Raw genomic sequence first — 24876 nt, forward strand, 5'->3', positions numbered from 1 at the left:
CCGTGTCCGCCTGTCACACCTGCCGGGGCCGCGTACGGGGCAGCCGCGTCGCCGCCGCCGCGGCGAACAGGCAGAAGCCGAGCACCCACCAGAAGGTGTCGCCGAAGGCCGCGGGGACGTCCGCGCCGGTCGCGGCGAGCCGGGTCTCCAGGATCACCGCCACCGCCGCCGTGCCCAACGAACCGCCCACGGTGTTGAGGAGGTTGAGCGCGCCGGCCGCCCGGGGCAGCTGCTCCGGCTCGATGCGGCTGTAGACGATGTTCATCACGGGCGCTCCGACCATCGACATCCCGAAGCCCCGCACCACCAGCGCCGAGGCCACCACCGCGTCCGGCACCCCGTGCCCCAGCAGGGTGAACGGTGTGGTCCCGGCGACGATCAGCACGATGCCGGCCACCACCAGGGTCCTCGGGGCGACCTTGCTGATGGTCCGGTTGACCAGCACCGAACCGGCTGCCGCGCCCAGCCCTTGGGGGGCGAGCAGCAGCCCCGCCTCCCAGGCCGACATGCCCCGCCCCGACTGGAAGTACAGCGGCAGGAGGAACGTCGTGCCGAACACCGAGGCCCCGAGGACCACCAGCGCGAGGGCGGCGGCCCCGAACGGCGGACGGGCGAACAGCCGGGGGTCCACGAGCGGGACGGCCCGCGTCCGCAGCCCGTGCACGGTGAACGCGGCCAGCATGACCGCCCCGGCGCCGACGCCGATCGCGGCCGGGACGGCACGGTCGTGGGCGACCTCGGTCAGCCCGTACACCAGCGCCGCGAGCCCCGGTGGGAGCAGCAGCGCCCCGCGCAGGTCGAACGCGGCGCGCCGGGACGCCGGGGGCACCACGGGCACGTGCCGGCGGGCCAGCAGGACCGCCGCCGCGCCGATCGGCAGGTTGACCAGGAACAGCCAGGGCCACGGAGCGACCGCGAGCACGGAGCCCCCGGCGAGCGGTCCGAACACCGGGGAGAGCAGCGGGACCACGGCGACCACGCTGATCACCTTGCCGGTGCGCCCGGGGCCGGCGATCCGGGCGAGCAGCGCCTGCCCGGTCGCGGGAAGCAGGCCGCCGCCGAGCCCCTGGACCACCCGGAACACGATGAGGCTGGGCGCCGACCAGGCCGAGGCGCACAGCACCGAGCCGGCCAGGAACACGCCGATGGCCGCGAGCCAGACCCGCCGGCCGCCGAACCGGCCGGCCAGCCAGCCGGACGCGGGGACGGCGGCGACGACGGCGAGCAGGTACGCGCTGGAGACCCACTGGATCTCGGCGACGGACGCGCCGAACTCCTCGGTGAGCCGGTCGAGTCCGACGCTGACGATGGTGGCGTCGAGCGAGGCCATGAACGTGCCGAGGACCAGGATGAACGCGATCCGCAGCAGGTCCCGGTCCACGCGTTCGGCGGGCGGGGCGGGCGCCGTGGTCACCGGTCCTCCAGGAGGCCGCGCACATCCGCGTCCAGGTGGTGCTCCATGTTCCGCAGCAGGTCCACCAGTTGGTCCGCGAGCCCGTCGGTGTCCGTACCGGCCCGGTGGGCGAGCACGCCGGTCCAGCCGTCGCCGTCCGGCATGACGGTCAGCGTGGCGGGGTGGTGGGTGGACTCTCGGAAGCGCGTGCCGAGCACGGTGAGTCCGGGCGCGGGTTCGCGCAGGCGGTCCGGATCGACCGGGTAGTTCTCGAAGACCACCATGCTGTCGAAGAGCCTGCGCCGACCGGTGAGCCGTTCCAGGTCGGACAGGGCCACGTGGTGGTGCTCGACCAGGTCGCGCTGGCGGGCCTGGAGGTCGGCGAGCGCGGCGGCCAGGGTGCCGGTGAGCCTGGCCCGCACCGGCACGGTGTTGGCGAGCAGGCCGATGATCTCCTCGACGCCCTCCAGGGCCGGGGGCCGGCTCGACACCATGGCGCCGAAGCACACGTCCCGCCGCCCGGAGCGCCGGGCCAGCAGCACCGACCAGGCGCCCTGCACCAGGGTGTTCGGGGTGAGGCCGCGCCGTGCGGCGAGCCGGGTGAGCCCGGCCACGAGCGCCGCGTCGAAGGCGATGACCTCGGGCTCCTGCCAGGCCGGACCGCTCCCGTCGCCGCCCAGGTGGTCGCCCTCGGGGAGCCCGTCCAGCTCGGTCGCCCAGGCGTCGAGGTCCGGCTCGTGCTGGGCGCACCAGTCGAGGTAGTCCGCGAATGGGACGGGAGCGGGCAGCTCGGGGGCGGTCCCCCGGGTCCGCGCGGTGTACAGGGCGAAGAGCTCCCCGAGGATGCGCGGGGCGGACCAGCCGTCGGACAGGGCGTGATGGCTGGTCAGGACGAGGTCGGCGCGCTCGGGTCCGAGCCGGATCACCGTGATCCGGTAGAGCGGGCCGCGTGCGAGGTCGAAGGGTTCGGCGAGGTCGGCGGCCAGCACCTCGTCGGCGGGTGCGTCGGTGACGCGGAACTCCGGCCGGGGCGCCTTCGGGATGACCGCGAGCGAGGCGGGGAACACCGCGCCCAGGTTGGGGTGCCGGGCCAGCAGGTCGTCACCGGCCGCGCGCAGCGCCCTGGTGTCGAGCGGGCCCGCGAGCGAGAACACCGACTGCACGGTGTACGGGTCGGGGCGCTCGGTGCGCGAGTGCCGCAGCATCACCTCCTGCAACGGGCTGAGCGGCTGTACGGCGGCGACCGGCCGGTCCCCGAGCGCGACGGTCTCCGGCGCGGCGGCCACCCGCAGCAGCGCGGCCCTCAGGTGTTCCGCCAGCTCCTCGACCTCGGCGCCGGTGAACAGCGCCCGGGGCCAGGTGATCCGCACCCCGAGCGCGTCGTCGCGCACCAGGGCGTTGACCATGAGGCTGTACGGGAGGGGCATCGGGCCGGAGGCGTCGGAGCCGAGCGGGTCGGCGTCCGGGGCGGGCTGCCAGGGCGTCTCGGTCTCCGGGGCGCCGGGGTACTGGCCGAGGTAGTTCCAGGCGACCTCCGGGCGGACCGGGTCGAGCAGCCCCGCCGCGGTGAGGATGCCGTGGCCGAGGCCGTCGCCCTGGGCGCGCAGCCGGTCCCGGACCGCCCGCACGTCGTCGCCCGCGTCGAGCCGGACGGGGTGGATCGCGGTGAACCAGCCGACCGTCTGCGAGAGGTCGACATCCCGGGGGCGGCCGTGGCTCTCCAGGGCGACCAGCAGCTCCGGTGTGCCGCGCCAGTCCCGTACCGCCTGGGCGAGCGCCGTCAGGAGCACGGCGTCAGGCGTGGTGCGGTGGGCGGCGGGCAGGGTGGTGACCAGGGCGCGGGTCGTGTCCGCGTCGAGCCGGATCTCGTGGTGCGCGGCGGTCGCCACGGTGTCCCGGGCGGGGTCGAGCGGCGGGGCGAGGGGCTGGGTCGCCGTCATCCGCCGCCAGTGCGGGAGTTCGGCGCGCCGGTCAACCTCGCGCAGGGCGCGGGCCCAGCCGAGGAAGGACTGCCCGTGCCGGGTCAGCTCTCCCCCGTCGTGGGCGTGCCGGAGGTCGTCCAGGAGGATGCGCCAGGAGACGCCGTCGGCCACCAGGTGGTGGGCGATCAGCACGAGCCGGCCGGGGCGGTCGGGCCCGGCGTCCACCCAGACCGCGCGCAGCATCGGCCCGGAGCGCGGGTCCATGGCCCGGCGCGCGGCGGCGGCCGCAGCGTCGGCGGCGGCCCGCGGGTCGCCGTCGGCCGGGACGCGGGTCAGGACGTCGGCGCCGGTGAGCGCACCGGCCGACGGGATGTGCAGGAGGTCGTCGCCGAGGCGGGCGCGCAGCACGTCGTGGCGGGCGAGCAGGGCGTCGAGCACGGTCTGCCAGCCCTTCTCGTCGCCGCCGGCCGGGACGCAGATCTCCACCCACTGGCAGAAGCCGTCGGCGGCGTTGCCCGCGCGGTGCAGCAGGTCCCGCATGACCGGCGTCAGCGGGGCGTCCCCGACGGCCGGGGCGGCCTCGCCGTCCAGGGCGCGGGCCCGGGCGGCGATCCCGGCGACGGTCTCGCCGTCGAACACGTCCTTCGGGCTCAGCCCGAGGCCCTGGCGGCGGGCCCGGGAGACCAGTTGCAGGGAGACGATGCTGTCGCCGCCGACGTCGAAGAAGTTGTCGTCGGGGCCGATGTCGTCGCGGCCCAGGACGTCCCGGAGGACGGCGAGCAGGAGTGCTTCCGCCTCGGTGGCCGGTTCGCGCCGGGCGGCGGAGACCGTGGCGGGGGCGGGCAGGGCCGAGGCGTCGAGCTTGCCGCCGGGGCCGAGCGGCAGCCGGTCGAGCGGCACCAGCGCGGTCGGGACCATGTGGTCGGGCAGCAGCTCGGCGAGGTGGGCACGCACCCCGGCGGTGTCCAGGTCGGCGTCGTCGGTCGGGATGACGTAGCCGACGAGCCGGCCCTCGCGCATCACGACGGCGCAGGCGCGGACGTCGGGGTGCCCGGTGAGCGCGGTCTCGATCTCGCCGAGCTCGACGCGGAATCCGCGCACCTTGATCTGGTGGTCGGCGCGGCCGAGGAAGACCAGCTGCCCGTCGTGACGCCATCGCACCAGGTCGCCCGTGCGGTACATGCGGGTGCCGGGCGGACCGTACGGGTCGGCGACGAACGCGCCGGAGGTCAGGCCGGGGCGGCCGAGGTAGCCGCGGGCCACGCTCGGGCCGCCGAGGTAGAGCTCGCCGGTGACGCCGACGCCGACGGGCTGGAGTCCGCCGTCGAGCACATGGGCGCGGACGTTGGGGTCGGGACGGCCGATCGGCAGCGGTCCGGCGTCATCCGGGTCGTAGCGCCAGGTGGTCGAGTTGATGGTGACCTCGGTCGGACCGTAGGCGTTGAACAGCGCCCGGCGGCCCCGGCCCCAGCGGTGCGCCAGCTCCGGGTCGAGCCGTTCGGCGCCGACGACGAACAGGACGTCGGGGTCGACGGTGCGGTCGTCGGGCATGGCCGCAAGAAACGACGGCAGCAGGTTCACGCCGGTGACGCGGTGCTCCGCGATGTAGTCGAGGAGTTCGTCGCCGGGTACGCGCACCTCCTCCGGTGCGATGACGGACGTACCGCCGGACAGCAGCGGCACCATGGTCTGCCAGAACGCCACGTCGAAGCCGGTCGACGCGAAGTGCAGATAGCGGTCGTGCTCGGTGACGCCGACGACCTCCTCCTGAAGGGCGACCAGATCGGGCACGCCCCGGTGGGTGACGCCCACGCCCTTGGGCCGGCCGGTGGTGCCCGAGGTGTAGATGACGTACGCGAGCGCGTCGTCGGTGAGCCGGGCGCGCGCGCCCGCCGGATCGGTGTCCGGTACGGAGGCGAGGGTGGCCGGGTCGTCCAGGCGCAGGACGGGGATCGCGCGGTCGACCGGAAGTCCGGCCCCGGTCGTCACGACGGCCGCCGGCGAGATGTCGTCACACATGTACGCGAGCCGTTCGCGCGGGTAGGCCGCGTCCATCGGCACGTACACCGCACCCGCCTTGGCGACGCCGAACAGGGCGACGGTCATCTCGATGTCCCGGCCGGTCAGGACCGCGACGGGGTCCTGGGGCCGCACGCCGTGCGCGATGAGCGCGTGCGCGAGGCGGTTGGCCTGCCGGTCCAGGTCCTCGTACGAGAGGCTGCGGTCGCGGCAGACCAGCGCCTCGCCGCCGGGCTTGCGCCGGACCCAGCCGGTGAACTGGTCCAGCCAGTGGCCGCGTTCCTTCTCGGCGACGGCCCCGGTGCCCGTACGCAGCATGCGGGCGCGCTCGTCGGCGCCGAGGGCGGGCAGCGCGACGGCGGCCCGGTCCGGGTCCTCGGTGATCTCGTGGAGCAGGTTGCGGAGCCAGCGGCCGTAGTCGCGCACGGTGTCCCGGTCGAAGGCGCCGGGCTGGTAGCCGAGGCCGACGGTGATCTCGTCGCCCGGGATCACGATGACGGTGAGGGCGTAGTGCGTGGCGTCCGTGATGTCGACGCCGGTGAGGTCGAGGCCGGGGGCGAGCGGGGTGCGGGTGCGGCTGGAGAGCGGGAAGTTCTCCATGACGAGCATGGTGTCGAAGAGTTCGCCGATGCCCACGGCCCGCTGGATGCCGGGCAGTCCGACGTGGTGGTGCTCGGCGAGGGCGACGCTCTCGGCGTGCACCTGTGCCATGAGGTCCGCCGCCGTGCGGTCCGGGGTGCAACGGACGCGGACGGGGATGGTGGTGCCGAGCTGGCCGATCATCGATTCGACGCCGTCGACCTCGGCGGGCCGGCCGGAGACCGGGCAGCCGAACACGACGTCGCGGCGGCCGGTGAGCCGGCCGAGGAGCAGGCCCCACGCGGTCTGGAGGACCGTGGTCAGGGTGATGCCCCGCTCCCGGGCGAAGGCCCGCAGCCGGTCGCTGAACTCGCGGCCCAGCTCGACGGTCTCCCGGCCCGGCCGCTCCACGGCGTTCCCGGTGCTCGCGGGGGCCAGCCGGGTCGCGTCGTCCACGCCCGCCAGCGCCTCGCGCCAGGCGGCGACGGACGCCTCCTCGTCCCGGCCCGCCAGCCAGTGGAAGTACTCCGACAGCGGCGGGGAGACGGGTGCGGCGGGTCCGCCGCCGAGTTCGGCGTAGATCGCGAGGAGGGTGCGGCCGACGATGGGCATCGACCAGCCGTCGAGCAGGGCGTGGTGGTTGGTGATCACCAGCTTGTGCTCGGCGGGCCCCACCCGGGAGAGCAGGAAGCGGATGAGCGGCGGCCGCGCGGGGTCGAAGGGGCGCGCCAGGTCGGCGCGGGCCGCTTCGGCGAAGTCGTCGTCCCGCCGCCATTCCAGGGCGACGTCGGCCGGGATCACCTGCACGACGTCGTCCCCGACGGTGCCCAGGTGGACGCGGAGCGCGGGGTGGCGGCGCAGCAGCTCGTGGGCGGCGCGGGCCATCCGGTCCGGGTCCAGCTCCCCGGACAGCGTGGTGACGGCCTGGACGACGTAGACGTCGGTGTCCGCGTCGTCGCGGACCATGGTGTGGAAGGACAGACCGAGTTGGAGCGGGGTGGCGGGCAGCACGTCGCTGACCCGCCCGGTGCGCTCCAGGGCGTCGATCGCGTCCTGGTCGAGGGCCACCAGGGGCAGGTCGGAGGGGGTGAGCCCGCCCGCGGTGTGCAGGGCGTGCGCGGCCAGCGCGTCGAGGGCGGCGGCCCAGCAGTCCTGGAGGGCGGCCACGGCGTCGGGGCCCACCACCTCGCTCGCGGCGGTCCACTCGACGGCGAGCCGGGGGGTGTCGCCCTCGTGGACGAAGCAGTTGAGGGCCAGCACCTGTTCGAGGGCCTTGGCGTCGGGTTCGGTCACGGAGAACGCGTCGTGCTCGGGGAGCCGCCAGCCGTCTGCGGGCAAGGGGGCGAACCTGCCGAGGTAGTTGAGCAGCACGTCCGGCGGCGGTGTCGCGCCCAGCTCGGGACCCGCCTCCGGGTCGAGGTGGCGCAGCACCCCGTAGCCGATGCCGTCGCCCGGGACGGCGCGGCGGGCCTCCTTGGCGGCGCGCAGCGTGGCGCGGACGTCGTCGGCGGCGGGCACGCGTACGGGGTATTCGCTGGTGAACCAGCCCACCGTCCGGGCCAGGTCGAGGTGTTCGCGCCCGTGGCCCTCCATGGTCACGGTGACGGCGTCGTCGCGCAGGCCCCAGCCGCGCAGGGCGAGGACGAGGGCGGCGAGCAGGATCTCGTCCACACCGGCCCGGTAGGCGGCGGGCAGCGTGCTGAGCAGGGCCTCGGTGGCCTCGGGCGAGGCGGTCGTGACGGTGCGGTGGGCGGTGGCCACGGTGTCGCGTGCGGGGTCCAGGGGGCGTGCGCCGAGCCGGGTCGCGGAGCCCAGTGCCGTGCGCCAGTGGGCGAGTTCACCGCGCCGGGCGCCGGTCCTGCCCTGTTCGGCGAGGACCTGGGCGTGGCGGCGCCAGGAGGTGCCGACGGGTTCGAGGGCGCCGCCGGAGCAGGCGGTGTGCAGGTCGGGCAGGAGGACGCGCCAGGACACGCCGTCCATGGCGAGGTGGTGCACGACGAGGACCAGCCGGTCCGCCGCCCCCTCCCCGGTGCGGAGCAGGGCAGCGCGCACCAGGTCGCCGGTGCGCGGGTCGAGTTGTCCGGCGAGCCGTCGGGCCAGGGCGGTCACCTCTTCGCCGGTGGCCTCCGCTCCGGTGACCGCTTCGGTCGTGGCCTCTTCGACGGCGGCCCGGACCGTGCCCCGGGGCAGGATCTCCGGCTCACCGGCCACCCGCAGCCGCAGCGCGTCGTGGTGGTCGATGAGGGCCTGCACACCCCGGGTCAGCCGGTCCGGGGTGAGCGCGTCCACGTGCAGGGCGGTCCACTGGGCGTATCCGGCGACCGTGTCGATGTCCGGGTGCGGGTCGAGCAGGGCGCGCACGATGGGCGGTGCGGGCACCGGGCCGACCGGTTCGTCCGCCGGGCCGCCCGCGCCGTCGAGCTGTTCGGCGGAGGCGGCGAGCGCGGCGAAGGTGCGGCGGGCCAGCAGGTCCTTGGGGCGCAGTCCGAGGCCGAGGGCGCGCAGCCTGCTGCTGACGGTGATCGCGGTGATGCTGTCGCCGCCGAGGGCGAAGAAGTCGTCGTCCACGCCGACCCGTTCGACGCCGAGCGCGTCGGCGAGGACGGTGCACAGCAGCCGTTCGCGTTCGGTGCCAGGCTCCCGGCCGCCGCCGGGCAGGGCGGGTGCGGGCAGCGCGGCGCGGTCGAGCTTGCCGTTGGGCGTGACGGGCAGGGCGCCGAGGACCACGACGGCGGCGGGCACCATGTGTTCGGGCAGCCGTTCGGCGAGCCGGGCTCGTGCCTCGTCGCCGGTGACGGAGGCGGACACGATGTATCCGACGAGCCGGGAGGCCAGGACCCGGGCGGCCGCCGCGGTGACCCCGGGCAGGGCGGCAAGGGCTTCCTCGACCTCGCCGGTCTCCACCCGGTGGCCGCGGATCTTGACCTGTCCGTCGCCCCGGCCGCCGTACTCCAGGCCCCGGCCGGGGACCCAGCGGGCCCGGTCGCCGGTGCGGTACATCCGGTCGCCGGGGGCGCCGAAGGGGTCGGCGACGAAGCGTTCGGCGGTGGCCTCCGGCCGGCCGAGGTAACCGCGGGCCAGGTGCGGTCCGGCCAGGTAGAGTTCGCCGGTCGTGCCGGGCGGGACGGGCTGGAGGGCGTTGTCCAGGACGTAGGCCCGGGTGCCGGCGAGGGGGTGCCCGATGACCGGGTCGCCGCCGTCGATGCGGGCGGTGGTGGCGTCCACGGTCGCCTCGGTCGGCCCGTACATGTTGCGCGCGGCGATCCCGGAGGCGGCGACGCGTCGCCACAGGGCGGGCGGGGTGGCCTCACCGCCCAGGAGCAGCAGCGCCGGGGGGAGGTCGAGCAGGCCGGCGTCGATGAGCGGGGCGGCCATCGAGGGGGTGGTGTCGATGACGTCGATGCCGTCGCGGGCGTACGCGGCGAGCAGGGCGTCCGCGTCGCGGGCCGTCTCGGCGTCGTACACGTGGAGTTCGTGCCCGCAGAGCAGCCAGACGAGGTGTTCGAAGGCGGAGTCGAAGGCGAAGGAGTAGGTGTGCGCGGCGCGCAGTCGGCGACCGGTGGCCCGTTCGGCCTCGGCGACGACCGTGGACCGCTGGTGGTGCAGCAGCGCGGCGAGCCCGCCGGCGCGGCCGAGCACGCCCTTGGGGCGGCCGGTCGATCCGGAGGTGTGGATGACGTAGGCGAGGTGCCCGGGGTCGCGCGGACGGGAGAGTTCGGCGGTGGTCAACGGGGCGCCGGACAGTTCCGCGGCCTCGTCCAGCAGGGTCTTCCAGGGCAGTCCTTCGACGGTGCCGTCGGTGAGGACGAGGACGGGGCGGGTGTCCGCGATGAGTTCGCGCAGCCGCTCGGGCGGGTGCGCGACGTCCAGCGGCAGGAAGGCGGCGCCCGCGTCCAGCACGGCGAGCAGGGCGACGACGGCGTCGGCCGAGCGCGGCAGGGCGAGCGCGACGACGTCCTCGGCGCCGATGCCCCGGGCCCGCAGGGCGCGGGCCACGCGGTGCACCCGGTCGGCGAGTCCGGCGGCGGTCAGCCGGTCGCCGCCGCAGACCAGCGCGGTGTTCTCGGGTCCGGCGGCGGCCATCGCGTCGAAGGCGGCGGGCACGTCGAGGGGGGTGCCGGGCAGGGCGGGCGGGCTCCACTCGGCGAGCTGGGCGGCGGTGGCGCCGGTGAGCGCGATCCGGGCGACGGGCAGGCCCTCGACGAGCCCGGTGAGCAGGGCGCGCAGCCCGGTCATCAGGCTGTCGACGGCCGCCTGGTCCTTGGCGCGGGCGTCCACCTCGAAGCCGAGCAGGAGCCCGCCGTCACGGGTGGGCAGGACGCTGAGGCCCATGTCCTCGGGCGGTCCGCCCGCCACGTTGCGCATGACGCCGGCCGCACCGGCGAAGTCGAGTGCCAGGTCGAACGCCTTGAGGTTGATGCCGCGTCCGTGCAGCAGCGCTCCGGCACCGGGCACGCCGAGGTCGCGGGGCAGGTCCTCGCCCCGGTAACGCTGGTGGTCGCGCATCTCGCGCATGGCGGTGGCGACGCGGCGGCCGAGGTCGCCGAGCCGGTCGGCGCCGCGCACGGTGACCCGCATCGGGAGCACGTTGACCGCCATGGCGGGGGTGCGCAGCGCGGTGGAGCCGGTCCGGCACATCAGGGGCAGGGCGAAGACGACGTCGGTGCGGCCGAGCACGCGGTGCAGGAAGGCGGCGTAGCAGGCGATCAGGGCATCGCCCCAGGAGATGCCCTCGGCGTCCGCGAAGGCGCGCAGGGCGGCGGTCTCCGCGGCGTCGAGGATGGCCCGCGCGGTGAGCGTGCGGGCGGGCGCACCGGCCGTGCCGGGCCCGTCGTGGGCGTCGACCTCGGGCAGCGGCGTGAACCGCTCGACCCAGTACGCGCGGTCCTCGGCGGCCCGGTCGCTCTCGCGGTACGCGATGTCCTCGGCGACGAGCGCCGCGAACGCGCCGAACGCCGGGCGGGGCGGTTCGGTGCCGCGGACGAGGGCGGTGTAGTGGGCGGCGGTGCGGCGGGCGAGCTGGGCGGCCGTGTAGCCGTCGAAGACGAGGTGGTGGCCGAGCTGGGTGTACCAGACCTCGCGGTCGGAGAGCCTGATGACGGTACGGGAGTACAGCGGGCGGTCCGTCATGCCCCGGCACGCCTCGGCGAGCCGGGCGCGTTCGGCCTCGACCAGCGCCTGGGCCGCGGCGACGGGGTCGGCCTCGGCTCCGACGTCGACGAGCGGCGGCAGGGCGACGGGGTCGGCGCCGACCGCCTGGCGCGGGCCCTCGGGCGTCTCGTACACCCGGAGCCGCAGGCTCTCGGCCTCTTCGGTGGTGGCCCGGACCGCCTGCGCGAGCGCGTCCGTGTCGACGGGTCCTTCACCTGATATCTCGATCACGTCGCCGACCACGTAGTACGGCGAGTCGGGTTCGATGCGCTGGGCGTTCCAGATGCCGAGTTGGGCGCCGGTCAGGGGAAGGAGGCCGTCCGGGGGCACGCTCGCGGTGGTCAACTTACTCTCCTCGCAGTGTGGGTACGACCATCGGAGTGCCGGTCACGGGGTCCGGGACGACGACGCTGGGCAGGTCGAACACGTCCTTGATCAGCGTGGCGTCCACGATGTCCCCGGGGTCGCCCTCGGCGACCACCTCGCCGGCCTTCATGGCCACCAGGTGATCGGCGAACCGGCATGCCTGGTTGATGTCGTGCAGGACCGCGACGACGGTGCGGCCCTCGTTGCGCAGCTTGGCGAGCAGGCCGAGCAGTTGGTACTGGTGGGTGATGTCGAGGAACGAGGTGGGTTCGTCCAGCAACAGGTAGGACGTCTGCTGGGCGAGCACCATCGCCATCCAGACGCGTTGCCGCTGCCCGCCGGAGAGCTCCTGCACGGGCCGGCCGGCGAGGTCCGCGACACCGGCGGCGGCCATCGCGCCGTCGACGGCCTCCTGGTCGCCGTCCGACCACAGGGCCAGCAGCGACTGGTGCGGGAAGCGGCCCCGGGCCACCAGTTGCCGGACCTTGATGTCCTCGGGCGCCGTGGGGTCCTGGGGCAGGAATCCGAGCTGCTTGGCCAGCGCCTTGGTGCCGAACGCGCCGACTTCGCGGCCGTCGAACTCCACCTGTCCGGCATGCGGCTTGAGCAGCCGTACGAGCGCGCTCAACAGGGTGGACTTTCCACAGGCGTTGGGGCCGACGATGGCGGTGAACGCGCCGTCGGGTATGTCGAGGGTGAGCCGTGTGGACACGACGCGGTCTCCGTAGCGCAGGGTGATCTCCCGCGCCGTCAGGCGTGCGGTCACGCGCGCCTCACCTCCTTGGTCAGCAGCCAGATCAGATAGCAACCGCCGATCGCGGTGCTCACGACGCCCACCGGCAGCGCCACCGGGGCCAGCAGCATCTGCGCCAGCAGGTCGGCGCCCTGGAGCAGGACCGCCCCGGTGAGCGCGGCCGGGAGCAGCGGGATGCCGGCGGCGCCCGCGAGCCGCCGGCCGATCTGCGGTGCGGCCAGCGCGATGAAGGCGATGGGCCCGGCGACGGCGGTGACGGTGGCGGTGCAGCCGACGCCGACCAGGACCATCAGCAGCCGCAGCCGGTCGAGTCCGACGCCGGTGGTGACGGCGATCGGGTCGCCGAGCGCCGCCTGGTGCATGGCGTGGGCCCGGGTGGTCATGGCGAGGAGCAGCACCGAGATCACGGCGAACGGGATGCCCAGGTCGTCCCAGCCGACGCCGTTGAGGGAGCCGGCGCTCCAGCCGACGGCGGCGATCGCCACCTCCAGATCGGCGCGGAGCACGATCCACGAGTTGACCGCGGTGACCATCGCGTTGACGGCGATGCCGATGACGACAAGCCGGAGTCCGGAGAAGCCGGTTTCGAGCGACAGCAGGTAGATGGCGGCCGCGACGACGAGTCCGCCGGTCACGGAGCCGACGGCGAGCTGCGCGGAGGTGCCCGAGAGCACGGTGAGGGCGACCAGGGCGCCGGTGTAGGCACCGGCGTCGAGCCCGATGACGTCGGGGCTGCCCATGGGGTTGCGGGTGAGGTTCTGGAAGAGGGCGCCGGAGACGCCGAGCGCGGCGCCGAAGACCAGGCCGGCCAGCACCCGCGGCAGCCGCCAGTCCCGGATGACCACGGAGTGCTCGGTGCCGGTGAGGACGGCGAACACCTTGCCGGGTGGCGCCCATGACGCCCCGTAGCACAGCCCGAGCAGGCCGAGCCCCAGCATCAGGGCGACCAGGACGGCGACGAGCATCGCCGTACGCCGTTCGAAGTGGAATTTCAGCACGTTCACAGGGACCCCGCCCCGTAGCGGCGGACCGCCCAGATCAGCATGGGGCCGCCGAGGAAGGCGGTCACGATGGCCACCGGCACCTCTCCGGTGGGCAGCAGGACCCGCGCGGCCATGTCGGCGGCGAGGAGCAGGACGGGACCGAGCACCATGGTGTAGGCGATGAGCCAGGGCACCGACCCGGAGGCCGGTTTGCGGACCAGGTGCGGCACGATCAGCCCGACGAACAGGATGGGGCCTGCCACCGCCGTCGCCGCGCCGCTGAGCACGGTGATGAGGACGAGGGCGGTGACGCGGACCCGGCCCACGGAGGCGCCCAGCGTGTGGGCCACGTTCTCGCCGAGGGTCAGCGCGTTGAGCGCCCTGCTCAGCAGCAGCGCACCGGCCAGGCACACCGCGATGGCGGTCAACGGCCAGGACAGGGGTGCCTGTTCGCGTCCGGCGAGGGTCCCCACCGACCAGAACCGGTAGAGGTCGAAGGTGTCGGGCAGCATGAGGCGCAGCCCGAGGGCGACGCCGCCCAGAACCGCGGTCACCGCCACACCGGTGAGCACCAGCCGCAGCGGTGAGGTGCGGCCGACCGCGGTGACCAGAAGCGCCGCGGCCACCGAGCCGAGGACGGCGAAGCCGAGTTCGCCGGCCTGGCCGCCCGCCAGTCCGGCCGCCGACCCGAGGGTGACGGCGAACCCGGCGCCCGCGGTGACCCCGAGGATGCCGGGCTCGGCCAGCGGGTTGCGGGCGAGCGTCTGGATGAGCGCCCCGGCCACGGCGAGCGCGGCACCCACGGCGACGGCGAGCAGAGCCCGTGGTGCCCGCACGTCCCGTACGACGACGTGGTCGTCCGTGCCCTGGTAGTCGAAGAGTGCGCGCACGACTTCGCCGGGGGCGACGTGGCGGGCCCCGACGCCCATGCTGAGGACGGCGAGAGCGGCCAGCAGGACCAGTCCGCCGACGAGCAGGGCGGTCTGCGGGGCGGCACGCCGGTGCTTTCCCGCCGCCTCGGACGCGCGGCCCGCGACGGTCACGGCTTCAGCAGCGGAGCGAGCGACCGGTCGATCGCGTCCAGGGTCAACAGGGCCTCACCGTAGGTGGCGGCCTCGGTGTAGCGGTACGGGAAGGCCTTGCCGGCCTTGACGGCGGGCAGGTTCTTCCAGAGCTTTGAGTCCAGGACGTACTTGACGGACGGCGGGACGCTGCCGTCGGCGTTGACCGAGTACGTCAGGACGTCGGCCTCGCGGAAGGCGTCGGGCAGTTCCTCGATGGAGGGGTACTCGCTGACGGCCGCGGACCCCGGGCCGGCCTTCTTGACCTTGCCGTAGTAGGTGGCGCCCAGGTCCTCGGCGATGTTGGTGCCCCAGGAGCCGTTGAACTCCCGCTGGAAGGTGCCCTTGGCGGCGTCGCCGTAGGCGCCGACATGGCCGAGCTTGAGCTTCGGCAGGATGTCCTTGTAGGTGGCGGCCAGTTCGGCTGCCTTGGTGTCGTACGCCTTCTTCTGGGCGTCGAACCGCTCCAGCGCGCCGGCCGCGTCGGCCTGCTTGCGGGAGAGGTCGCGCCAGGCGGACGGGAGGCTCGGGCCGATCGCGACGACGGGGGCGATCGACTTCAGCCGCTTCATGTCGATGTCGCCGAGCACGGGCGCCGGCACGCCGATGACGATCAGGTCGGGTTCGGCCTCGGCGATGGCCTCGTAATTGGTCTCGGCCGCCTGCTCGCCCGCCACCTTGGTGAGCTTCTTGTAGGCGGCGAGGTCTTCCTTCGTCATCATCGGCTCGCCGCGCTTCCACGACGAGATGCCGACCAGCGGTGCGTCGGCCTCGATCAGCGCGGGCACGGCATAGCCGGTGGCCACCACACGCTTCGGGTTCGCCGGGATCGTGATCTTTCCGTTGTCCGCGGTGAACACCCGGGTCTTGGTCTTCTCCGAGGCGGAGTCCGACCCGCCGTCCGAGGAGGACCCGCATCCGGCCAGGACGAGGGCCAGCGCGACGGCGCCGACCAGGCCGGACGATCTGCGTATGGACATTCCGAAGCTCCTTGCTACTTAGGTTAGGCTCACCTTACTTGATGGCCTTTCGAGGGGACAACTCGCGGGCTGCGCACCACCCGGCCCTGCGGTGGATCAGTGCTCGTGGCCGTGGTCGTGGTCGTCCTCGTCGAAGTCCGCGAGGCCGCGCTTCCAGTAGCCGGTGATGTCGTAATCGCCCTTGTCCAGGCACAGTTCGTCGCGGACCCAGCGGCGCAGCGGCTTGATCTGACCGGCCTCACCGGCCGCCCAGACGTACACCCGTTCCCCCTCGGGAACGGTGACGGACATCGCGGCCCGGGTCAGCGCGTCACCGGAGCCAGCGGGCGCGCCGTCGCGGTGCAGCCAGCGCACCTCGACGCCCTCCGGCGCGGAGAGCCCGATCTCCTCGGTGGCGTCGGCGACTTCGATGAACGCCCAGCCCTTGGCGGTCCTCGGCAGCTCCTCCAGCCATCGTGCGACGGCAGGCAGGGCGGTGAGGTCCCCGACGAGCAGATAGCGGTCGTAGCTGTGCGGGACGATCAGCCCGCCCGGCGGTCCGGCTATGTGGATGATGTCGCCGGGACGCGCCTTGCCGGCCCAGTCGGAGGCGAGGCCGCCCTCGTGCACGGCGATGTCGATGTCGATTTCACCGCTGAGGGGGTCGTAGCGGCGCACGGTGTACTCGCGCGAGGTGGGCAGCGGCCTCGGCCAGCGCAGCATCACCCCGTTCCGCTCGGGCAGGCGCAGGGTCCCGTCCGCTTCCCGGAAGATGAGCTTCACGTGCTCGTCGGGCGCGTGGGCCTCGAACCCCTCGGTGCCGGGCCCGCCCAGCGTCACCCGCACCAGGCCCGCGCCGACGGCGGCCGTGCGGACGACCCCGGCCTCCCGGATGCCGATCGGGTAGCCGACCTTCTCGGCGTGCAGACCGGCGCGCACCTCGGCGATCCGGTCCAGATGGCGTTCGCGGTGGTCGGTGCGGCTCACGCGCCCTCACCCGCCAACAGCCCTTGCCAGTGGCCGAGTTCGGGACGCTCGAAGAGGTCGGGGAACTCCAGGCCGGTCGCCCCCGCCGCGCGCCAGCGCTCCACCAGGGCCATGATCCTCATCGAGTCGAGACCGAGGTCGACCAGATTCTCGTCGGCCGCGATCTCACCGGGCTCGCAGCCCAGCAGTTCGGCGATGTCGGCCCTGACACGGTCGGGCGACAAGGTCTGACTCATCGGAGTACTCCTCAGTGGGTGAGCGCCGACGACGGGTCGGAGCGAGAGTGACGGTGCTTACGGGGCCGGGCGCCGCGACGCGCACCTGAACGCCCGCCCGGGGCGGGGCCGTTCGCCGGGCGCACAAGGGCGCGTCGCGGCCCGCCGACGGGCACGGCGACCCGCGGCGCAGGTGACGGAACCGGCCACAACCCCCCTCCGGCCCAGGCAAGGCTAACCTAACATCGACGCAGGCGACACGGGCAGCCCGCCCATCAACCGGCCCCCCGGAAAGCGCAGTTCAGGCCTCGACCCCACGGCCCGAACCCCGCCACCCTCCTGCGCGAACACCAAAACTTAGGTTACCCTCACCTAACCTACCGTAGGTGCTGCTCCGGGTGAAGGCCCGCCGCAGGCGTGCCGCCGCGCCGAGCCCGGCGCGGCTCCTCAGCGCACCCTCATCCCTGGCCCCGCCCACGGGCCATCGAGAACGGAGTCCCCGTGTCGACGGCATCCCGAGTCGCCGCGTCCATACCCACGGCCCACCCGGCCACCGGGGCGGCCACCTCTCTCCTGGACGCCTACGCGCCCGGCGCCCGCTTCCTCGCCACCCCCGGGCGCACCCTGCTCGCCCGGGGTCCCGCACTCCAAGTGCCGCACGGCGCAAAGCCGGTGGAGCGGCGCGTCGCGGACACCCTGGCCGAGGCCGCCGACGCCGGACAGGAATCACCGGTGGTGATGGGCGCGATCCCGTTCGACCACACGGAGCCGGCGGCCCTGGGCGTGCCCGCCGCGCTGCGCATCGCGCCGCCGCTCACCTCCGACCCGCTCATCGCCCTGCCCTCACCGGCCGCGGACTCACCCGGCTGGGAGATCCGGCCGGTCCCCGAGCCGGAGGTCTACGCGAAGGGCGTGGCCTCGGCCGTGGAGCGGATGTGGCGCGGCGAGTTCAGCAAGGTCGTCCTCGCGCGCACCCTCGAACTCACCTCGCCCGCACCGCTGGACGTGCCCGCGATGCTCCAGCGTCTGGCCCGCCGCGACCCCTCCGGCTACACCTTCGCCCTCCCGACCGGCCCCGGCCGCACCCTGATCGGCGCCAGTCCCGAACTCCTCGTCTCGCGCCGGGGCCGCCGGCTGGTCGCCAACCCCCTCGCCGGGTCCGCCCCGCGCAGCGACGATCTGGCCGAGGACGTCCGTCGCGCCGCCGCGCTCCTGGAGTCCGCGAAGGACCTCCACGAGCACGCGGTCGTGGTGGACGCCGTCCACCAGGCTCTCGCCCCGCACTGCTCGGGGATGACCGTGCCACCCCGGCCGACACTGATCCGCACCGCGGCCATGTGGCACCTGTCCACCACGGTCACGGGCACGCTCAGCGACCCGGACACCTCCGCGCTCGCCCTGGCCTGCGCCCTGCACCCCACCCCGGCGGTCTGCGGCACACCGACGGCGACGGCCCGGCGGGTGCTGACCGAGACCGAGCCGTTCGACCGGGGCTATTTCACGGGCATGGTCGGATGGGGCGACGCGAACGGCGACGGGGAATGGGTCGTCACCATCCGCTGCGCCGAAGCGGAGGAGCGCACGCTGCGCCTCTACGCCGGCGCGGGCGTCGTCGCGGCGTCGGAACCCGAGGCCGAGACCGCGGAGACGGCCGCGAAGTTCCGCACCTTCCTGAGCGCGGTGGGCGCCGAGCTCTGAACCGCCGGACGGGCCCTAGGCGGCGGGCTCGCCCAGCCGGGCGGCCGCCGTCCGCCAGGCGGCGGTGACCGCGCGCCGGGCCTGTGCGGTGGCCGTCGGGCCGTCGCCGTCGAGCCGCAGCGGCGGCCCGACGTGGACGTGCAGCCGGGGGCGGCGCAGCGGGGCGGTGGCGAGGCCCGCGAGCTGCTTGGCGGCCGAGCCGGAGGTGACGCGGCGGGCCCCGGCCTGGCCCACCGGGATGACCGGAGCGCCGGTGCGGTGCGCGAGCCGGGCGAGGCCGCGGTGGAAGGCGCCCGGCGCCGCCTCGGCCGCGTCCGTCCGGTCCGGCAGTCCGCCCTCGGCGTAGATGAGGACGTGCCGGCCCCGTTCCAGCGCCTCCTGGGCGAGGACGACGGCCCGGCCGGCGCGCGGGTCGCCGCGGTGGACGGGGATGTGCCCCTCACGCGCCAGGGCGCGGCCGAGCACGGGGACGCGCCAGAGCCCGGCGGCCGCCATGACGACGGGCCGCGCGCCGAGGCGGCGGAGCGCCGCCAGGACGATGGCGGGGTCCGCGAGCGAGGTGTGGTTGGCGGCGATGATGCCGGCCGGGGGCAGGACGGCGTCCGTATCGGTCGTGAGGGTCAACCGGCCGAAGGCGGGCACCAGTTGACCGGCAAGGCGGCTGAGCATTGGGGATCTCCGGTTGGCTCGGGCGGAGTTCCATCGTTCCGCGTCGCACTGCCGTCCGGCTGAGCGGTGATACTCATCCGCCGTGGGTACCCGGACGGCCCCGCCGCCCTCACTCACCCTCGTACGACGTCCGCGAGCACCGTGGTGACCAGCTTGCCGACCGCCGCCGCGTCCGGGGGCCCGGGGTCACGGTCCGCGAAGAGCAGATGCCCGCCCCCGACCAGGGAGAGGGTGAGCGAGTCGAGGTCGGCACCGGCCGCCACCCGGCCCAGCGCGCGCTCCTGGGCGAGGTAGCCGGAGACCGCGGCCGTGATCTGCGCGAGGATCGCGATGCCGCCCCCGGGCGTCGCCTGCCGCAGGCGCGTACGAAGCTCGTCCCGGAAGGTGATGAGGGGGATGATCGCCACCGGCACCGGCCCGAAGAGGCCGGTCAGCGCGTCGGTGAGATTGCCGGCCACGGTACCGGTGCCCGCGCTCTCGCCCAGCGCCCGCGCCCGCGCGTCCAGGTCCGCGGCCCGGTCGAGCACGAGCTCGGTGAGGAAGGCGTCGAAGTCGGCGAAGTGCCGGTGCAGGACGCCCTTGGCGCAGCCCGCCTCGTCGGTGACGGCCCTGCTGGTCAGGCCGTTCGCGCCGTCCCGCAGCAGGACGCGCTCGGCGGCGTCGAACAGCTGCTGCCGGGCATCGCGCAGGTGCACTCCGGTCGGCACGTGTCCACTCCTCACCTCGTCCGCGTCACTGCCGCACCTTGGCGTGTGGGCACTTGCCCACTAAGGTGAACGCATGCCCACTCTACCGCCGGAACAGCCCGGCCCCCCGCCCCGGCCCCATGAGTCCCGTCGCACCGCGGAGTCCTTCGGCACGGACGCCCGGCGCTACGACGAGGCCCGCCCCGCCTACCCGGACGACCTGGTGGCCCGGGTGGTCGCCGGGAGCCCCGGGCCGGACGTGCTCGACGTCGGGTGCGGCACCGGGATCGCGGCCCGGCAGCTCCGGGCGGCCGGGTGCTCGGTGCTCGGTGTCGAGCCGGATGCCCGGATGGCCGGCCTGGCCCGCGCGCACGGGGTCCGCGTGGAGGAAGCGACCTTCGAGGCGTGGGACCCGGCGGGCCGGACGTTCGACGCGGTGACCGCCGCCCAGTCGTGGCACTGGGTGGACCCTGCGGTGGGCGCGGCCAAGGCGGCCCGGGTGCTGCGCCCGGGCGGGCGCCTGGCGGTCTTCGGGCACGTCTTCGAACCGCCTGCCGAGGTGGCCGAGCCGTTCGCGGAAGCCTTGCGCCGGGTGGCGCCCGACTCGCCGTTCAGCGGTCAGCCGGCCCGGCGCCCGCTGGACGCGTACCGGGCGGGGTACGCGCGGACCGCCGAACAGATCCGCGCCACCGGGCACTTCCGCGAACCGGAGCAGTGGCGGTTCGACTGGGAACGCCCCTACACCCGGGACCAGTGGCTGGACCTGCTCCCGACGACCGGGGGCCTCACACGGCTGCGTCCCGGCCAACTGACGGCGATCCTGACGGCGGTCGGCGATGCCATCGACGCGCTGGGCGGCCGATTCACCATGGAGTACGTCACCCTGGCGACGACCGCCGTGCGCGTCGGGGATCGCTAACCCACCAGGTCCGGCGCGCGCAGCATCTCGTCCGGGATGCCCCAGGCGTCCACGAGGTCGACCGCGAGGGGCCGGACCTTGCGGCAGAGGTCGTTCACCTCGCGGCTGATCGCCTTGGAGCGCTGGACGGTCAGTCGACCGTGCTCCATGAACCAGGCCCGGTCCGCCTCGATGACCGAGAGGGCGAAGAGGTCGCACAGCAGCCGCAGCGCCTCCTTGTTCCCGCCTTCGGGCATCGCGCGCACCCGGTCGGTGAACGCTTCCAGGACCAGCCGTTCGACGTGTGCGCGGGCTACGGCGATGACGTGGTCCTGGACCCGGGAGAAGACGGCGCCCGGGTCGCCGTGCTCGTCCATTCCCCGCTTGAGCCTGCGGGCCACCCCGGCGAGGATGTGCTCCTCGCGGAAGCGGACCATGGCGAGCTGGTACTCCGGGTCGAGCAGCCCGGCCTCGCGGTCCCATTCGTCCCCACCCGGCAGCAGGTCCCGAACCCGCTCCAGCAGCTTGTGCGCCGAGGTCTTCTCCAGGAGCGTCTCCACGGCGAGCCCGGCGACATGGCGGACCGTGCCGAGCTGGTCCAGGTCCTCGAACTCGTTCGCATAATGGGTGAGCAGGCCCTTGGCCACGAGCTGGAGCAGGACGTGGTTGTCGCCCTCGAACGTGGTGAAGATGTCGCTGTCGGCCTTCAGCGCGGCGAACCGGTTGACGCTGAGGTAGCCGGCACCGCCGCACGCCTCGCGGCATTCCTGGACGACCCGGGTGGCGTGCCAGGTGGCGAGCGCCTTGGTGCCTGCCGCCCGGGATTCCAGGAGGCGCCGGGCCTGCGCGTCGTCCTGGATGCCGGAGAAGACCTCGTGCAGCTGAGTGCGTACGACGTCCTGGGCGAAGTGCAGTGCATAGGTACGGGCGAGGAGCGGCAGCAGGCGGCGCTGATGCAGTCCGTAGTCGAGGAGAAGCTGCTCGTCCGTGTCCGGGGCGGCAGCGAACTGCCGCCTCCGCACGGCGTACTTGGTCGCGATGGCGAGGGCCACCTTGGCAGCGCCGACGCCGGCACCGGCGACGCTGACCCGGCCCTGCACGAGGGTGCCGAGCATGGTGAAGAACCGCCGTCCGGGGTGCTCGATCGGGCTTTCGTAGACGCCTTCGGGGGTGACGTCGGCGAACCGGTTGAGCAGCGCCTCGCGCCCCACGCGGACACCGTCGAACCGGATGCGGCCGTTGTCGACGCCGTTGAGGCCCATCTTGCGCCCGTCGTCCTCGATCCGGACTCCGGGGACGACCTCGCCGTCCTGCCGGATCCGCACGACGAAGGCGTGCACGCCCTCGGCCCTTCCGCCGACCTCCAGCTGGGCGAAGACGACGGCGAGTTCCGCGTGCCGGGCGGCGTTGCCGATGTAGTCCTTGCACGCCTCGTCGCCCGGGGTGGTCAGGACGAACTCCTGGGAGCCGGGGTCGTACCGCGCGAAAGTCCCGAGGGACTGCACGTCGGAGCCGTGCCCGGTCTCGGTCATGGCGAAGCACCCCATCAGACGCCCGGTGATCAGGTCCGGCAGATGGGCCTGGTGGTGGCGCTCGGTGCCCAGCTGCAGAATCGCCCCGCCGAAGAGCCCGAACTGCACCCCCACCTTCACCAGCACGGACAGGTCCCCGAACGCCAGCGTCTCGAACGCGGCGATGGACGCCCCGACGTCCCCACCCCCGCCGTACTCCTCCGGGAACCCCATCCCGGTCTGCCCGGTCGCGGCCATCTCCACCACGATCTCCCGCACCCGCTCGCGATACGCCTCAAAGCCCAGCTCCTCGGCCTCCTCCAGCACCGAGGCGTACGCCACCAGATTGCTCCGGACGAGATCGCGGATCCCGGCGTGGTCCCCGTCGAGCATCCGGGCCAACGCCTGAACGTCGACCTCGGGCTGTACGTAACCGGAAGCAGCGGGTGTGTTGTCAGTGGCCATGCCCTTTCGCTACCCCGCCCCGGGACGATCAAGCGACCGCCGTGGTCGCCCCCCCCCGACACGAGAACGCCGCCGGGTCGGAGACGGCCCGAGGCCGTCCCGACCCGGCGGCGTTCGCCGGGCAATTCCGTCCGCTCAGTGGCCGACCATCGCCGTCGGGTCCGCCGCCTTGACCTTCTTGCGCGGCAGCAGCAGCGCCGGAATCAGACACACGGCGATGAGGATCGCCGCCACCAGGAACACGGAGGCGAACGCGTCGCCCATCTGGTCCTTGATGCCGTCCGGGGTCCTCGCGGTGATGTCCTTGAGGCCGTTGGTGAGGAGCACCGAGAACAGGGCGGTGCCGATCGAGGCTGCGACCTGCTGGACGATGTTCATCAGCGTCGAGCCACGGGCGACCGTGTGCTCCCGCAGGGTGGCCAGGGCCGACGCCATGATCGGCATCATGGAGGCGCCCATGCCGAGGCCCATGATGAACAGCGCCGTGATGATGTACGCGTACGACGTGTCGGCGGTGAGCTGCGTGAACATGCCCATGCCGACGGTGATGACCGCGATGCCGGTCATGACGATCTTGCCGGGGCCGATGCGGTCGGCCAGCATGCCGGCGATCGGCATGGTGATCATCGCGCCGATGCCCTGCGGGGCGAGCAGCACGCCCGAGTCGAGCGCCGACTCCCCGCGCACCTGCTGGAAGTAGAGCGGGAACAGCAGGCTGGCGCCGAAGAACGCCATGGCGAACAGCGACATGGCGATCACGGCGACGCTCAGGTCACGGTTCTGGAAGAGCCGCAGATCGATCAGCGGGTGGATGTTGGCGGGACGCAGCGCCCAGGGCACGAACGCGGCGACGAGCACCAGCCCGATGATCGCGGGCACGAGGACCTTGGCGGCCCAGACGGTGCCGGTCTCCGGGATGGAGGAGACGCCGTACAGGAAGGACGCGAGACCGGGCGAGAGCAGCAGCACGCCCACCCAGTCGAAGGTCTCGGACGGCTCCACATTGTCCTTGGGCAGCACGAGCGCCGCGTAGACGAGCGCTATCGCACCGATCGGCAGGTTGATCAGGAAGATCCAGTGCCAGGTGGCGATGTCGATCAGCCAGCCGCCGAGAATGGGGCCGAAGATGGGGCCGAGGAGCATGGGAATGCCGAGTACGGCCATCACCCGGCCGACCCGCTCGGGGCCGGCCGCACGCGTCAGGATCGTCATGCCGAGCGGCATCAGCATGCCGCCGCCCAGACCCTGGATCACCCGGAACGCGACCAGCATCTCCAGCGAGTTGGCCGCGGCGCACAACGCCGACCCGGCCGCGAACAGCGCGACCGCGAGCAGATAGAGACGTTTTGTCCCGAATCTATCGGCCGCCCAGCCGGTGAGCGGGATGACGCTCGCCAGTGCCAGGGTGTAGCCGGTCATCGTCCAGGCGACCTGGGCCGAGGTGGCCTCGAACTCCTTCTGGAACGTCTGCAGTCCGACCGAGACCACGGTGATGTCCAGGATCGACATGATCCCGCCGAGCACGACCACTCCGGCCACGAGGAGGACCTTGCTGTCCAGCTTGTCGCTGGAGGCACCACCACCTCCCCCCGGAGGGCTCGACTCATTCTTCTGCAACGTGGTCATGACTCACCTTTCGGAGAAACTGCGGAACCACCCGGGGCCCGCTCGATCTGTCCACCCCCCGCGACCTCCGGCTGGTGGCAACGGTGCGCTCCGGCGGGCACGGATACGGAATCCACCCTTCCGTCGGGCGGCCGGAGCTCCGCCGGGGCACGGTCCACGACGGACGGCTCACCGGGCGGGATTCATGCGATCCGTTGTGGAACATGAATGTACCAGCGCCGGTAGGCCAGTATCTTTTGGATTGATGACAAGAAACGTGCACCTGCGCGATCGCGTTGCGGTCGCGATCCTCGACGCCGCAGCGATGCTGCTCGCCCGCCGGGGCGAGAACGTCAGCATGGCCGACGTCGCGGCGGCCGCCGGAGTGGGCCGCACCACTCTGTACCGGCACTTCCCCAGCCGCGAGACCCTGCTGGACGCCCTGTCCCAGGAAGCGTGTGCCGAACTGATCGGCAAGCTGGCGGACGCCGGCCTGGACCGCGTCGCCGTACCCGAGGGCGTGGCGCGGGTGAGCCGGATCGCGATGGGCCAGGCCGCCAAGTACCAGGCCCTGATGCGCATCCACGGCAAGCCCGCCGTGCCCGACGAGACCGCCCGCCGGCTCATGGCACCCCTCACCGCCCTGTTCGTCCGCGGCTCGGCCGACGGCACCTGGCGTACGGACCTCGGCCCCGAGACGCTCCTCGACCTCTACAGCGCGCTCCTTCAGGGCGCGCTGGGCCAGGCGCTGCACGCCAAGCTGGGCGTGGAGCCCGCCGCCGCCGCCGTGACCTCGGTCTTCATGCACGGGGCCGGCACCCGGCGGCCGGCGAACGAGGACCTGGTGAACAGCCCGTCCCCGGCCGGCTTCTGACCGTTCGCGGCGAACGGGCCCATGCGCGCCTGTGCCCGGCGCGACGACATGTCGGGCCGGGCACACGCGGTTCAGCGGCTG

General features: G+C 73.8%; 15 protein-coding genes. 3 read left to right on the top strand and 12 right to left on the bottom strand.

Annotation, left to right across the window (positions count from 1 at the left end):
- Positions 1 to 13 precede the first annotated feature (13 nt).
- The 8 genes from AB0L33_RS26490 to AB0L33_RS26525 all read right to left on the bottom strand — a co-directional run bounded on the left by AB0L33_RS26490 (position 14) and on the right by AB0L33_RS26525 (position 16410).
- On the bottom strand, positions 14 to 1414 hold the full coding sequence (locus tag AB0L33_RS26490; RefSeq protein WP_365685434.1) for an MDR family MFS transporter: 1401 nt from the start codon (positions 1412 to 1414) through the stop codon (positions 14 to 16).
- Positions 1411 to 11409, bottom strand: coding sequence for an amino acid adenylation domain-containing protein (locus AB0L33_RS26495; RefSeq protein WP_365685436.1), 9999 nt, complete (start codon positions 11407 to 11409; stop codon positions 1411 to 1413). Before AB0L33_RS26495 ends, AB0L33_RS26490 begins: the two co-directional genes overlap by 4 nt.
- 1 nt (position 11410) lies before the next feature.
- Positions 11411 to 12196: an ABC transporter ATP-binding protein gene (locus AB0L33_RS26500; RefSeq protein ID WP_365685438.1), complete on the bottom strand. Its 786-nt coding sequence runs from the start codon at positions 12194 to 12196 to the stop codon at positions 11411 to 11413.
- Positions 12193 to 13188, bottom strand: coding sequence for an iron chelate uptake ABC transporter family permease subunit (locus AB0L33_RS26505; RefSeq protein WP_365685441.1), 996 nt, complete (start codon positions 13186 to 13188; stop codon positions 12193 to 12195). The genes AB0L33_RS26500 and AB0L33_RS26505 overlap by 4 nt, the downstream gene beginning before the upstream one ends.
- Positions 13185 to 14210, bottom strand: coding sequence for an iron ABC transporter permease (locus AB0L33_RS26510; RefSeq protein WP_365685442.1), 1026 nt, complete (start codon positions 14208 to 14210; stop codon positions 13185 to 13187). Before AB0L33_RS26510 ends, AB0L33_RS26505 begins: the two co-directional genes overlap by 4 nt.
- Positions 14207 to 15208: an ABC transporter substrate-binding protein gene (locus tag AB0L33_RS26515; RefSeq protein ID WP_365685443.1), complete on the bottom strand. Its 1002-nt coding sequence runs from the start codon at positions 15206 to 15208 to the stop codon at positions 14207 to 14209. The genes AB0L33_RS26510 and AB0L33_RS26515 overlap by 4 nt, the downstream gene beginning before the upstream one ends.
- Before the next feature lie 96 nt (positions 15209 to 15304).
- On the bottom strand, positions 15305 to 16174 hold the full coding sequence (locus AB0L33_RS26520) for a siderophore-interacting protein (protein ID WP_365685444.1): 870 nt from the start codon (positions 16172 to 16174) through the stop codon (positions 15305 to 15307).
- Complete coding sequence (locus AB0L33_RS26525) at positions 16171 to 16410, bottom strand: phosphopantetheine-binding protein (protein ID WP_365685446.1); 240 nt, start codon at positions 16408 to 16410, stop codon at positions 16171 to 16173. Before AB0L33_RS26525 ends, AB0L33_RS26520 begins: the two co-directional genes overlap by 4 nt.
- Before the next feature lie 480 nt (positions 16411 to 16890).
- Between AB0L33_RS26525 and dhbC the strand changes: the two genes are divergently transcribed.
- Positions 16891 to 18087 carry an isochorismate synthase DhbC gene (dhbC, locus tag AB0L33_RS26530; protein ID WP_365685447.1) on the top strand — a complete coding sequence of 399 codons (1197 nt, stop codon included), beginning with the start codon at positions 16891 to 16893 and terminating at the stop codon, positions 18085 to 18087.
- Positions 18088 to 18102: 15 nt separating this feature from the next.
- Here dhbC and AB0L33_RS26535 read toward each other — a convergent pair whose 3' ends face one another.
- Positions 18103 to 18756: a lysophospholipid acyltransferase family protein gene (locus AB0L33_RS26535; protein ID WP_365685449.1), complete on the bottom strand. Its 654-nt coding sequence runs from the start codon at positions 18754 to 18756 to the stop codon at positions 18103 to 18105.
- A 113-nt stretch (positions 18757 to 18869) separates the two neighbouring features.
- Positions 18870 to 19463 (bottom strand): TetR family transcriptional regulator, encoded by a 594-nt coding sequence (locus tag AB0L33_RS26540; RefSeq protein ID WP_365685451.1) that lies wholly within the window; start codon positions 19461 to 19463, stop codon positions 18870 to 18872.
- 73 nt (positions 19464 to 19536) lie between these two features.
- Here AB0L33_RS26540 and AB0L33_RS26545 point away from each other — a divergent pair, with 73 nt between their 5' ends.
- Entirely contained in the window at positions 19537 to 20361 is an 825-nt protein-coding gene (locus tag AB0L33_RS26545) for a class I SAM-dependent methyltransferase (protein WP_365685453.1), read from the top strand.
- Here the strand turns inward: AB0L33_RS26545 and AB0L33_RS26550 are convergent.
- Entirely contained in the window at positions 20358 to 22316 is a 1959-nt protein-coding gene (locus AB0L33_RS26550; protein WP_365685454.1) for an acyl-CoA dehydrogenase, read from the bottom strand. The genes AB0L33_RS26545 and AB0L33_RS26550 overlap by 4 nt on opposite strands.
- 135 nt (positions 22317 to 22451) lie before the next feature.
- Positions 22452 to 23942, bottom strand: coding sequence for a DHA2 family efflux MFS transporter permease subunit (locus AB0L33_RS26555; protein WP_365685456.1), 1491 nt, complete (start codon positions 23940 to 23942; stop codon positions 22452 to 22454).
- A 244-nt stretch (positions 23943 to 24186) separates the two neighbouring features.
- Between AB0L33_RS26555 and AB0L33_RS26560 the strand changes: the two genes are divergently transcribed.
- Positions 24187 to 24795, top strand: a complete 609-nt coding sequence (locus AB0L33_RS26560; protein WP_365685457.1) for a helix-turn-helix domain-containing protein — start codon at positions 24187 to 24189, stop codon at positions 24793 to 24795.
- The last annotated feature ends 81 nt before the right edge of the window (positions 24796 to 24876 follow it).

Source organism: Streptomyces sp. NPDC052299 (assembly GCF_040679335.1).
Taxonomy (GTDB): Bacteria; Actinomycetota; Actinomycetes; order Streptomycetales; family Streptomycetaceae; genus Streptomyces.